Origin of the sequence: Amycolatopsis sp. NPDC049691 (genome assembly GCF_040675005.1) — a bacterium.
GTDB lineage: Bacteria > Actinomycetota > Actinomycetes > Mycobacteriales > Pseudonocardiaceae > Amycolatopsis.
In genome coordinates this window covers 56,386-68,829 of record NZ_JBFANX010000023.1, presented here as the reverse complement: position 1 = coordinate 68,829, position 12,444 = coordinate 56,386, and the positions used below count along the sequence as shown (strand labels likewise).

The following is a 12,444-nucleotide window of genomic DNA, read 5'->3' as shown; positions in this document are numbered from 1 at the left end:
CCACCCTACGACGACCCACCGGTTCCCCGCGTGCCACCTCGTGAGTGAGAAACGGTGTTCTGACCCGGTTCCTCGCTCACGAGGTCCCGGAGGTGGCCGCGGTGGGCGCCCGCGAAGGTGCCCGCGAGCGCGATCGCGAAGGATCCGGCCTGGTCAGGGGTGATGTCGCCGTCGTGCCAGTAGACCGGCGGCGGGTGCTCGAGACCGTCGAACGCGGCCACCCACGGGCCTAGTTCGCCCAGAGCGAGCGCGTACGGGAGGCCGCGCGCGAACACCAGCTCGCGTTGGGGTTTGTCGAAGTCCTTCGCCCGGGTGGTGGCGAGTTCCTCGGCGACGCCGCGGAGCCGGCGCGCCACTTCGGCGCCCGCGTGGCGACGCTCCGGCAGCGCCGCCGAGACGGCGACGGCGGCGACCCCCGCCAGCGCCAGGATGACGCCGAGCTGGGCGTACCCGGCGGTCAGGGCCAGCAGGACGGTGAGGAAGACGCCGTAGAACACGACCCGGATCCCCGCGCGCCGAAGCCGCCCGGTCGCGAGCCACCCGCGGCCGGCGAGGTCCGCGGTCAGTTCCGCGCGGGGAATCCCGACGTGCCGCTGCCGCAGTTCGGCGAGGGTCACCGACTCCGCCGGCAGGACCGCTTCGAACACGGCACGTTCGAAGGCCGTCAGGTGCTCGTCGGCGGGGTTGCGGCGGGTCAGCGTCGGGCCGTCGCTCACCCAGACGTAGTTGCGGACGGCGAGGTCGAGCACGGTCGCGGCCAGGTCGGCGACCCCGGCGCGGCCGTGCAGCAGCACCCCGGTGTGCCCGGGCAGCACTCCTTCCGGGGACGCGAACTCGCCGTTCTTCGCGATCAGGCCGGCCTTCGGCGGGTCGCCGGTGTCCCGGCGGCGGGCGAGCAGGACCCAGGCGGCCGCGGCCGGCAGGAGCGCGGCGAAGCCCGCCCAGGCCCAGCCGACCGGGGCGGTGAGCACGAACGCCCCGGCGATCGTCCTGGCGGGGACGAGGACTTCGTTCCCGGGGACCGTGCCCGGGGGCAGCTGGACCGTCGCCGTCATGCGGTCGCCCGCCGCGAGGTTCTGCTGGCTGAACCGGGTCAGTCCCGCGTGGTCGATCTGCGCCGCGGCGCACGGGGAGTCACCCACCTGGCAGTCGACGGCGGTGGGGATCTCGGGCGCCGCGAAGGAGGCCCGGACGAACTTCAGCTCGGCGCTCCAGCCGCCGGCCAGTTCCCAGGTGACCCGGTCGCCGGCGACGGCACCGTCCACTGTGTACCGGACGACCGACGTGCCGGACGTCAGGTGGACGGTCAGCGCGTCCGGGTCCACCTGGGCGTTCCCGCTGCCTTCGAGGACGACGTCGCGGACGCCGTAGACGCGGTCGCGGTGGTGCGGGGCGGCGACCCGCAGCGGGACCCGGCGGTCCATGGTGACGCCGTCCGGGACCGAGATCGCCTCGACGACCGAGAGCGAGCCGTCGCGCTCGACCTTGAGCTGGATCTCGGCGCTCTGCGGCACCGTCGGCAAGGGCGGCTGGTCCACCGGCGCCGCGGCCAGGACCAGCGCCAGCACGGCCCCGGCGAGCACGGTCAGCGGGCGGTGCGGCCGGCCGCGGTGAGCAGCCCGTCGAGCGCGGTCAGGAAGGACGGGAAGCGCGCGCCGAACCGGCGCAGGTCGTGGTCGGCCTCCATGCCGCCGTACCAGTAGAGGCCGGCCGAGCCGTCGGACGCCGGGTTGAGCGCGGCGAAGGCGCCGAGCCAGCGTTCGGTGTCGCCGAGCACCACCGCGTACGGCAGCGACCGCGAGAACACCATTTCGCGGTCGGCGGGCGGGATGTCCTCGGCCTTGGCGGTGTGCAGGTAGTCGAGCAGGCCGCGGACCTGGCCGACGAGCGCCCGGCCGCGCGCGGTGCGCGAAGGCAGCAGCGCGGCCGCCGCCGCGACGGCGAGGCCCGCGAGGGCGACCGCGACGCCGAGCAGCGCTTCGCCGACCGTGAAGGTGAGGACGGCGGTGGCGGCCGCGCCGAGCGCGAAGATGCCGGCGCCGAGCCAGGTCAGCCGGCCGCGCGCGGTGTCCGGGCGGCGGGAGAACCAGCGCTTGGTGACGACGTCGGCGTACATGGCGTCGCTGATCTTGCGCAGGTCGAGGGTGCCGCGGGCGCGCAGCTGCGACACGAGGACGGCGTCGGTGCCCGCCGGCAGCAGCGTCTCGTAGACGGCGCGCTCGAAGTCGTGGAGGTGCTCGTCGGGCGGGTTGCGGCGGGCGAGCTGCCAGTCGGGCCCCGGTACTTCGGCCAGCCAGAGGTAGTTGCGGACGGCGAGGTCGACGACGGTCGCGCTGATGTCGACGACGTCGACGGTCTCGTCGACGACCGTGCCGACCTGGCCGGGCAGCACGCCGTCCGGGCTGGCGAAGAAGACGCGGTCGCCGTCGCGGAGGAGGACCTCGACCGGGCCGGTGGCGGTGGTGAGGGCGTCCGCGTCCTGCTTGCGGCGGCGGTGGACGTGGATGCCGCCCACGACGAGGAAGACCAGCAGGAGCGCGAAGGCGATGCCGGTCAGCGGCGTGAAGGCGAAGGCGGTGGCGAAGAGGCCGACGTCGGCGAACTTCGCGGTGGCCGGGACGGTGTTCGCGGGCAGGCCGACGAGCAGGTCGACGCGGTCGCCGGGGCGGACGTCGTTCTGTTCGAGGCGCACGACGCCGGTGTGGTCGAGCTCGGCGAGGGTGCAGCGCCGGCTCGAGCCGATGGGACCGGCGAAGCAGTCCACAGGGGACAGTCGCGGCGACGGCGCGAGGAAGGAGGCGGTGAGCCTGGCGAGCGGGGTGTCGAAGCCGCTGGCGACCTGCCAGCGGGCCTGCTGGCGGCCGCTCTGGTCGGCGACGGCGCCGTCGACGGTGTAGCCGACGGTCGACGCGCCGCCGGCGAAGGTGAGGACGAGCTGGTCGCCGGTCAGCTGGCTGGAGGCGGCGCCTTCGGTCTTGATGTTCCGGACGGCGAAGACGCGGTCCTGGTCGTCGCTCGCGGAGACCTTGAGGGGCACGCGCGAAGTGAGCTGCTTGCCGCCGGGGACGGTGACGTGCTCGGTGACTTCGAGAGAGCCGTCGCGCAGGACTTTGAGGGCGACGTCGGCGGTCGCGCCTTCCGGCGGCTGGACGTCCTGGCCGCTGAGCTGCTGGGGTTTCTTGACCTGGTCGGACGGCGGGTTCGGCAGCACGGGCCCGGCGGACGGCCCCTGAGCGGCGGCGGGCCCGGCGGCGACGAGCACCATGACGGCGGCCGCGACCGCCGCCCCCCATTTCATCGACACAGCACCACACCCTAGAGCACTCGATCTATGCTGACGCCCGGAACGGCGAGATTTCCGCAGGTACGCCGCTTCCGACGGGGAAATCGCACGGGGGGTTCCACTTTCATGACGCACGGCCCGCAGGGTCCTGGTTCCGGTGGTCCTGGTCCTGGTCCTGGTCCGCAGGATCCGCGGCGGCCGGTTCCGCCGCCGGGGGCCCGGCCGTTGCCGCCGCCGGGGGCCCGGCCATTGCCGCCGCCGGGGGTGCGGCCGTTGCCGCAGGGACGGCCGGGGCAGTCACCGCACACGCAGCCGAACCCCACGCCCGGCGGCACGCCGGGACCATGGCCGGGCGCCGCACCGGGTCAAGGCCCGCGCGGGCCCGTCGGCGCGCCCGGCCAGCCTCCACACTTCCCCGGCCAACCGCCATACCCCGGCCGGCCGCCCCAAGGCCCGCAGGGCTTCCCCGCGACCGGTCCCCACCCGCGTCCCGGCTTCCCGCCCGCCCGTGCCCCACTCCCGCCACCGGCCGCCGCCGCGGCGCCCGTCTTCGCCCCCGCCTACCCCGGCCCGCCGCCCGGGCATCCCTTCGGGCCGCGGTTCGCGCCCGGCTACCGGCCCTACGTCGCCAAGAAGTCGAACACCGGGGTCATCGTCGCCGTCGCGATCATCGGGATCGTCGCCGTGGTCGGGGGGCTCGTCGCGGCCGTCGCGCTCATCGGCGGCAACACCCGGCACGTCGCCGATGCCGGGTACTCGAGCACCTACCCCTCCGACACCTACGAAACCACCTCCGCGAGCGAAACCACCGAAACCACTTCGTCCACCGAAGAGACGACCACCAGCCGGACCACCGAGCGCACGACCCGCACGTCGGAACCACCGAGCGGCCCGCGGTCGGTCGCCGCGACCGGGAACAACCCGATGTTCGGCAGCCCCGACTACGGCCTGCAGAACATCCCCTGCTCGCTGAGCCGCTGGGCGACCGACCAGGGCAGCGCCACCCGCTTCTTCCAGTCCGGGATCGCCTGCCTCGACGCCATGTGGTCACGCATGCTCGGCGCCGTCGACCTGCCGTTCCGGTCGCCGAAACTGTCGGTGCCGCAGTCGCTTTCGGAGTCGTCGACGCCGTGCGGCAGCGGCGGCACGACGACCGGTGTCACGCCGTTCTACTGCCCGTCGAACGACACGATCTACATGCCGATGGACCGCATCGAGATCGACGTCTGGGGCAACCACCCCGGCCCGTACCTGTCGATCCTCGCTCACGAATACGGCCACCACGTGCAGAACCTGGCCGGCATTTCCGAGGAGTACGGCAACCAGCGCTACGACGCGGGCGCCGACTCGGCGATCGGCTTGGAGCTGTCGCGCCGGATGGAGCTCGAGGCGCAGTGCTTCTCGGGCATGTTCCTCGGCTCGGCGTCGGTGTCCGGCGGCTCGGTCGACAAGAACATCTACAACGAGGCCTGGAACGCCCAGGACCGCGGCGACGACTACGCCCGCAACGGCAAGCGCGACCACGGCAGCGCCAAGCACAACATCGCCTGGTGGCAACACGGCGCGACGAAGAACCGCAACCAGCAGTGCAACACGTGGCTCTCCGCCTCGGGAGACGTGTCCTAGCTCGGCGGCGCGAACGGGTTTTCGGCCACCGGCGCCGGAGTGCCCGACGGCGGGGTCGGCGGGTCCGCCTCCGTCGCGCTGCTGGGAGCCGGCGATCCGGCCGCCGACCACGGCGACGGCGCGGCGGGCTGCCCGCCCGTCGGCAGCGAGCCCGGCCCGGCGCGCTGAGCGCCGTTGGCCTGCGGGTAGCCAGGCGCACCAGGCCCGGCCGACACGTAGCCCCGCGCCGCCTGCACCTGCGCCGCGTACGCCTGCATCGCCCGCGCGTGGTCGCGGTTGCGCCGCTCCGCCAGGACCGCCGCCAAGAACGCCCACGGCGGCACCCCCGGCGGCACCGGCGTGCCCAGCGCGTTGCCCACCTGCTGCGCCAGGCTCCAGCCCAGCGCGTGCGCCGCCTCCGGGGCCAGCTGGCCGAACCTCGCCAGGAACTGGCGGCTCGCCAGCGCGAGGTCGTCCGGGAGGCGGGTCAGGTCGAGCTGGGCCGCCCAGCCCTCGAGGCCCGGGGGCATGCCGATCGCCGGGTAGCCCGCGCTTTCCGGGACGCGGTCGCGGATCACCAGCGTGCCCGCCAGGAAGTCACCCACTCGGCGGCCGTCGGACGAGCACAGCGACACGATCACCGCCACCGCCCCGAACACCCCGAGCGCCCAGAAGTCGATCACGAACCCCGCGAGCCCGCGGGTCAGCGCGTGCCGGAAGCGGATCGGGCCGCCGTCGACGCGCACCACCCGCAGGCCCATCGCCATCTTGCCCAGCGACCGGCCGCGCGAGAGCGTCTCGAACAGCACCGGGTAGCCGACCAGGATCAGCACCAGGAACACGAGGATCAGGGTCAGCGCGAGCGATTCGTCCTCGCCCGGCACCGTGAGCGTCAGGACGAAGAACGTGCCGAGCAGCAGCGCGAACTGCACGAGGACGTCCAGCAGCATCGCCAGCGCACGGCTGGCGAGCTTCGCGACGCGCAGGTCCAGGACGACGGCTTCCCCGGTGACCAGCTCGGATTCCTCGTGCACCGGCCCAGCCTAGCGACCGGATAGGGTGACCGGTGTGGATGTGGACGTCTTCGTCGCGACGCACACGGCGGAGTGGAACCGGCTCGGCGAGCTGACCCGCCGCGGCGGCAGGCTGACCGGCGCCGAGGCCGACGAGCTGGTCACGCTCTACCAGCGGACCGCGACGCACCTGTCGATCGTCCGCTCGGTCGCGCCCGACCCGGCGCTCGTCAGCCGGCTGTCCGGGCTGGTCGCCCGCGGCCGGAGCGCGATCTCGGGGTCGCACAACCCCGCGTGGCGCGAGGTCGCGCTGTTCTTCACGCGCCGCTTCCCCGCCGCCGTCTACCTCTCGCGACGCTGGTGGATCCCGGCCGCGCTGGTGTCGATCGCGGTGATGGCGGTGATCGCCGTCTGGGTCGCCGGCGACCCGCACGTCCGCGCGTCGCTCGGGAGCGCGGACGAGCTGAACCAGCTGACGAAGCCCGGTGGCGACGCCGAGGCGTACTACTCGACCGGCCCGGCGACGTCGTTCGCGGCGCGCGTGTGGACGAACAACGCCTGGGTGGCGGCGACCTGCCTGTTCCTCGGCGTCGCGCTGGGCCTGCCGGTGATCGGCGCGCTGTGGATGAACTCGCTCAACGCGGGCGTGATCATCGGCGCGATGAGCGCGGCCGGCCGCGGCGACGTGATGATCGGCCTCCTGCTCCCCCACGGCCTGCTGGAGCTGACGGCGGTGTTCGTCGCGGCGGGCACCGGCCTGAAGCTGGGCTGGACGGTGGTGGACCCGGGCCGCCGGTCCCGCACGACGGCGTTGGCCGAGCAGGGCCGTTCGGTCGTCGTGATGGCGCTGGGACTGGCGTGCGTGCTGTTCGTGTCGGGCATCATCGAAGCGTTCGTGACGCCGTCGGGCTGGCCGACGTGGCTCCGGGTGGGCATCGGCGTCCTGGTCGAGGTGTTGTTCCTGGTGTACGTGTTCACGTTGGGCCGGCGGGCGGCGAAGGACGGCGAGGTCGGCGACCTCGACGCGCGCGACGCCGGGGACTTCCTGCCCGAAGCGGCTTAAAGCCGGCCCGCGGCCTTCAGCGCCAGGTACCGGTCCGCCAACGCCGGCGGCAGCTCCTCCGGCACCGCGTCCACCACGCTGACCCCGTGCCGTCCCAGGCGTTCCGTCACGCGCTGCCGTTCCGCCACCGTCCGGGCCGCCGCCGCCGCGTCGTACACGGCTTCCGCGTCTTCGCGGCCCGCCAGCATCTCCGCGACCCGCGGGTCCGCCACCGACGCCACGATCAGCTCGTGCCGCGCGGTCAGCGAACTCAGCACCGGAAACAGCCCTTCCTCCAGCGGCGCCGCGTCAAGCCCCGTCAGGAGAACGACCAACGCCCGCCGCCGGGTCCGCTGGAGCACCTCCGCGACCATCCCGCGCGCGTCCGTCTCGACCAGGGAAGGTTCGATCGGCGCCATCGCATTCACCAAGGACGTCAACAGCGAAGCCCCCGACGAACCCTGCACCGCCGCGCGCAGCCGCCGGTCGTACGCGAGCAGGTCGACGCGGTCACCCGCGCGGGAAGCCAGTGCCGCCAGCAGCAACGCCGCGTCCATCGCCGCGTCCAGGCGCGGGGCGTCGCCGACCCGGCCGGCCGACACGCGGCCCGTGTCCAGCACCAGCACCACGTGCCGGTCGCGCTCGGGCCGCCACGTCCGGACCATCACGTCCGCCGCCCGCGCCGTCGCGCGCCAGTCGATCGAACGGACGTCGTCGCCGATCACGTACTCGCGCAGCGAGTCGAATTCCGTGCCCTGGCCGCGGATCAGCACCGCGTTGCGGCCGTCGAGCTGCTGCAGCCGCGCCAGCCGCGACGGCAGGTGCTTGCGGCTGTGGAACGGCGGCAGCACGCGCACGGTCCACGGCACCTCGTGCGAACCCTGCCGCGCGGCCAACCCCAACGGGCCCACCGACCGGACCGTCACGCGCGCCGCCGTCCGGTCGCCGCGTCGCGACGGCCGCAGCGCGGTCACCAACGCCCGGCGCTCCCCCGGCGGGACGCGCAGCGCGTGCCGGTCCGAGGCGCCCGCCGAAGGCGGCCACGCGTCCCGCAGCATCCCCCGCACCGTACGACGGCCGGGGTTCGCGACGACCAGCGTCACCTCGCACGGCTCGCCGAGCCGCACCGACGTGTCGCCCGACCGCCGGAACGTCAGCGGCCGCACGCTGCCCGCCAGCACGAGGTCGACGACCACGAGCAGCAGGAGCACTCCGCCGACCGCCAGGAGCCCGAGGTCCGACGGCACGAGCAGCCCGACCACCAGCGCGCCGAACAGCGCGAGCAGCCCGAGCCTTCCGGTGACGGCCATGTCAGCGCGGCACGGGCACGGACGCGAGCACGCGGTCGAGCACGCCGTCCGCGGTGACGCCCTCCAGCTCGGCCTCCGGCCGGACGTCCAGGCGGTGCCGCAAAGCCGGGCGCGCCAGGGCTTTCACGTCGTCCGGGGTCGCGTAGTCGCGGCCGGCGAGCCACGCCCACGCGCGGGTCACCGCGAGCAACGCCGTGGCGCCGCGGGGAGAAACGCCGATCCGCACCGACGGCAGCTGCCGCGTCGCCCGGCACAGGTCGACGACGTACCCGATCACCTCGGGTCCGACCGTCACGCGCGCCACGGCTTCGCGCGCCGCGGCCAGCTCGGTCGCACCGGCCACCGAGCGAAGGCCGGCCGCGGCGAGGTTGCGCGGGTCGAAACCCTGCGCGTGCCGCCAGAGGATGCCGATCTCGTCCTCGCGCGAGGGCGCCGGCATCGTCAGCTTCAGCAGGAACCGGTCCAGCTGCGCCTCCGGCAGCGGGTACGTGCCCTCGTACTCGACCGGGTTCTGCGTGGCGATCACGATGAACGGGTCGGGCAGCGGCCGCGACTTGCCGTCGATCGAGACCTGCCGCTCCTCCATCGCCTCCAGCAGCGACGACTGCGTCTTCGGCGGCGTCCGGTTGATCTCGTCGGCGAGCAGCAGGTTCGTGAACACCGGGCCCTCGCGGAAGGAGAACTCGCCGCTGTGCGCGTCGTAGACGATCGAGCCGGTGACGTCGCCGGGCATCAGGTCCGGCGTGAACTGCACGCGCGTGGTCTCCAGGTCCAGCGCCGCGGCCAGCGCCCGCACCAGCAGCGTCTTCGCCACGCCCGGGACGCCTTCGAGCAGCACGTGCCCGCGGCACAGCAGCGCCAGGATCAACCCGGTGACGGCGGCGTCGTTGCCGACGACGGCCTTGCCGACCTCGGCGCGCAGCGCGATCAGCGCGTCACGGGCCCCGGTCGCGTTCTCGCTGGTCAAGTTCGCCCTGCCTCTCGTTCCACCCTGTCCAGTTCGCCGGCCAGCCGGACCAGCGCCGGGTCGTCCGGCACCGGCGGGCCGTAGAGCACGGCGCCGATTTCGGTCGCCGGCCGCCCGGTCCGCTCGCTCACCGAGTGCACCAGCGCGGCCGCGTCGGCGTCGCGCGGCAGGCCGAGCACGGTCCGCAGCCGGGTCCGCGACGCCTCCCGCAGCGTCTCGCCCGCGTGGTCCGCGGCCTTCGCCCGCCGGTACAGCCGTGCGCGGCCCTCCGCGGTTTCGGCCGCGCGGACGACGATCGGCAGCGGCTCGGTGACGACCGGGCCGAGCCGGCGGGCCCGCCACAGCGCCAGCAGCGCCACGGCGATGAACGCCTGCGCGGCACCGTAGTACCAGCCGTCCGGGATGAGGTCGAAGATCGATTTGCGGGTGTCGTCGAGGCCGGGGTCGGCCGTCGACGGCAGGTACCAGACCAGTGTCTTGTGCTGCCCGAGCAGGCGCAGGCTCAGCGCCGCGTTGCCGTCGTCGGCGAGCCGCGCGTTGGTCAATGGCGCCGAGGAGCCGAGGAGTGTCGTCGTGCCGCCGGAGTCGGCGAGCTGCAGCAACGTGCCGCCGCCATCTTCGCCGGGGTAGCACGACCGCGCGCCCGGCGAGGCGTAGCCGATCCCGCCGAGGGTGACGTCGCCCGCCGCCACCGCCGCGGCGACCGTGCACTCCGGGTGCAGCGTGCCGACGTCGCTCTGGCCGACCGGGTGCACCAGCGGCAGCGATTCGCGCAGCGTCGGCGCTCCCGGCGTCACGAGGACGACGTCGGCGGCGTGCTGCCGCAGGGCGTCGAGCCGCTTGGCCGGGACCAGGTCCGGCTGGGTGACCAGCAGGGTCGCGTCTTCGCGGACGGCCGCGTCCGCTTCGTCCATCGAATGCGCGGGGCGGACGTCGACGCCTTGGTCCGCCAGGAGCTTCGCGAGCGCGTGCGCGCCACCGGGTTCGTAGGAGCCGGGTTCGAGCGCGCCGTGGGTCTGCTCGCCGCGGCCGAGCAGGAGCAGGGCGCCGGCCGCGAACACCAGCAGCACCAAGGCCAGGGGGATCCGCACACCGCGCCAGATCCGGCGCACGTCCGGGGAAACGGAGGTGCTCACGAGGCCGCCATGGCGACCGGACGTTCGCGGCGGCAACGCTCGTCCAGCTCGGTCAACGTGCGGTAGGCGGCTTCGGTGCCTTCGCGGCCGCCGTAGTGGACGTCGTCGAAGAGCCGCGCGCCCTGCCGCAGATCGGCAGCGACATTCGGCAGCAGCACCCCGGCCTCGGCGGCGGCTTCGTCGGCCGTCCGGCCGGAACGGGCGTCGAGCAGCGCGCGTTCCTCCAGGGCCCGCACGACGGCGCGGAAGCGGTCGCGGACGGCGTCGTCGTACCGGCCGGCCGCGGCGGCTTCGGCGGCCGCGCGGCGGTAGTCGTCCGCGCTCTGCCGCCTCCCACCGAAGACGACCCGGTCCGCCCGGGACGTGCGGGCGATCTTGCCGGTGCGCAGCCGGATGACCACGACGAGCACGATCAGCACCACGAGGACCAGCAGGACGCCGAAGATCCCGCCCGGGACCACGTTCGAGACGCCGTTCAGCAGTTTCCCGAGCTGCTCGGCGAGCCACTGCCCGAACTCCTGCACGGCGTTCGGCTTCGCGGCCTGGTACCTCGGGTCGGACAGCTCTTCGGCCGCCGCGCGCCGCGCAGAGTCCCGGTCGATGTCGACCGGGACGTCGGTGAGCAGCAGCGTCACCATGCCTGCGGCGGCTGGACCCCGGCCGCGCGGGCCAGCTCGATGTCCATGCCCTCGCGGCGCATCCGCTGGTCGAGGTAGACGATCACGGTGACCAGCGCGACGAACGGCGTGGCGATGGTGCCGGAGATGATCTGGCCCGCCGACTGCAGCAGCAGATCGCCGGTGCTGGGCACGAACACCTGCGCCGACGGGTTGAAGAGCCCGCTGAAGAAGCCGCCGCCGAGGCTGAACGGCAGCTGGATGATGTTGTTGACCAGGTACTCGATCACCCCGGCGAGCAGCAGGATGCCGAACACCCGCCAGAACGAGCCGCTGACCAGCTTCACCGACCGCGAGAACGCCTGCCGGAACGTGCCGCGCTCCAGCACGAGCGCCGGGCTGGCCAGCGCCCAGAACACGTACGCGATGACGCCGGGGACGATGCACAGCAGCACGCCGATGGTGGTGACGATCGAGTAGACGAACCCGACGCCCAGCAGCGGCAGCAGCCGGGGCTGCACCTCGCGCCACGCGACGCCGAAGGTGACTTCCCGGCCCAGTGCCGCGCGGCCCATCACCGCGGCCAGCAGGCCGTTCGCCACGGTCGTCAGCAACGTCGTGAGCAGCGCTGTCGGCAGCACGGCGATCAGCACGTCCCCGAACGCGCCGAACACGGCGTTGCGCAGCTCCTCCTCCGTCGCACCCGGGCCGAGCCCGGTGGTGGTGGCCAGGTTCTGCAGGTCGGCGAAAACGAACTTCTGCACGACGAAGCTGAGGGCGGCCGTGATCACCGCGACCACCGCGCCGATGCCGAGGACCACCAGCGGGTACCGGCGGATCGTGGTGATCGCGCCGTCGAGGATGTCGCCGATGTTGAGCGGCCGCAGCGCGATCACGCCCGGCTTGCCGAGCCCGTGCGGGCTCCAGGGCCGCTGCTGCTGGTACGGCGGGACCTGCTGGTACTGCGGCTGCGGGCCCCACTGCGGCTGCCCGCCGTACGGCGGCTGCCCGGCCGCGGCGGGACGCTCCCAGCCCGGCGGCGTCGCCGGTCCCGGGTTCGCCGGGGCGTCCGGCGGCTGCCACCCGCGCGGCGGCGTCGCCGGTGACGCGGAGTGGTCTTCGCCGGGCTTCGAATCACCCGTTCCGGGGGCGGGGATCCGCGGGATGCCCTGGCTGGGTGTCGGCGTGTCGTCGCCCTGGCCGCCGGGCGCGCCACCGGTGTCTGTCATCGAAGCCCCTCGCCTGCAGTACCTGCTTGGCGACACTCTCTCAGAGCCGGTCGCACCCGGCCAGACCTGGGGTGACGTCCGGGCGCGGTGACGCGGTGCGCACGGACGGGTGCGAGAGGCCCCGTTCCCCCGATATGCTGAACGGCGGATCGGGTACCCCCGGTCCGTACCGAGACCCTTCGGGACTGCCCAGTGACGCAACCGCCCCACGGCCGGGTACCGCCTCGCGGGACCGTCCAGCC

The 12,444-nt window shown here is 74.0% G+C and carries 10 protein-coding genes; 2 read left to right on the top strand and 8 right to left on the bottom strand.

The genetic code is table 11. The features are described 5' to 3' along the window. Positions 1-5 precede the first annotated feature (5 nt). Entirely contained in the window at positions 6-1,568 is a 1,563-nt protein-coding gene (locus tag AB0J40_RS38285; RefSeq protein WP_364463613.1) for a DUF2207 domain-containing protein, read from the bottom strand. 17 nt (positions 1,569-1,585) lie between these two features. Next, the gene (locus AB0J40_RS38280; RefSeq protein WP_364463610.1) at positions 1,586-3,298 is read right to left on the bottom strand and encodes a DUF2207 domain-containing protein; all 1,713 of its coding nucleotides are present in this window, start codon (positions 3,296-3,298) and stop codon (positions 1,586-1,588) included. A gap of 258 nt (positions 3,299-3,556) precedes the next feature. Between AB0J40_RS38280 and AB0J40_RS38275 the strand changes: the two genes are divergently transcribed. Beyond that, positions 3,557-4,909, top strand: coding sequence for a neutral zinc metallopeptidase (locus AB0J40_RS38275; RefSeq protein WP_364463607.1), 1,353 nt, complete (start codon positions 3,557-3,559; stop codon positions 4,907-4,909). On the opposite strand, the gene AB0J40_RS38270 is transcribed toward AB0J40_RS38275, so the two are convergent. After that, positions 4,906-5,922, bottom strand: a complete 1,017-nt coding sequence (locus AB0J40_RS38270; protein ID WP_364463604.1) for an RDD family protein — start codon at positions 5,920-5,922, stop codon at positions 4,906-4,908. The two genes, AB0J40_RS38275 and AB0J40_RS38270, sit on opposite strands and share 4 nt — an antisense overlap. 34 nt (positions 5,923-5,956) lie before the next feature. Here AB0J40_RS38270 and AB0J40_RS38265 point away from each other — a divergent pair, with 34 nt between their 5' ends. Then, on the top strand, positions 5,957-6,964 hold the full coding sequence (locus AB0J40_RS38265; protein ID WP_364463601.1) for a stage II sporulation protein M: 1,008 nt from the start codon (positions 5,957-5,959) through the stop codon (positions 6,962-6,964). On the opposite strand, the gene AB0J40_RS38260 is transcribed toward AB0J40_RS38265, so the two are convergent. Genes AB0J40_RS38260 through AB0J40_RS38240 form a run of 5 tightly spaced genes read right to left on the bottom strand, consistent with a single transcriptional unit; the run spans position 6,961 to position 12,202 of the window. After that, a complete protein-coding gene (locus AB0J40_RS38260) occupies positions 6,961-8,253 on the bottom strand; it encodes a DUF58 domain-containing protein (protein ID WP_364463598.1) in 1,293 nt (430 codons plus the stop codon). The genes AB0J40_RS38265 and AB0J40_RS38260 overlap by 4 nt on opposite strands. Position 8,254: 1 nt before the next feature. Beyond that, on the bottom strand, positions 8,255-9,220 hold the full coding sequence (locus tag AB0J40_RS38255) for a MoxR family ATPase (RefSeq protein ID WP_364463595.1): 966 nt from the start codon (positions 9,218-9,220) through the stop codon (positions 8,255-8,257). After that, entirely contained in the window at positions 9,217-10,356 is a 1,140-nt protein-coding gene (locus AB0J40_RS38250; RefSeq protein ID WP_364463592.1) for a DUF4350 domain-containing protein, read from the bottom strand. The genes AB0J40_RS38255 and AB0J40_RS38250 overlap by 4 nt, the downstream gene beginning before the upstream one ends. Beyond that, entirely contained in the window at positions 10,353-10,994 is a 642-nt protein-coding gene (locus AB0J40_RS38245) for a DUF4129 domain-containing protein (RefSeq protein WP_364463589.1), read from the bottom strand. The genes AB0J40_RS38250 and AB0J40_RS38245 overlap by 4 nt, the downstream gene beginning before the upstream one ends. Further along, complete coding sequence (locus AB0J40_RS38240; RefSeq protein WP_364463586.1) at positions 10,988-12,202, bottom strand: hypothetical protein; 1,215 nt, start codon at positions 12,200-12,202, stop codon at positions 10,988-10,990. The genes AB0J40_RS38245 and AB0J40_RS38240 overlap by 7 nt, the downstream gene beginning before the upstream one ends. Positions 12,203-12,444: the final 242 nt, after the last annotated feature.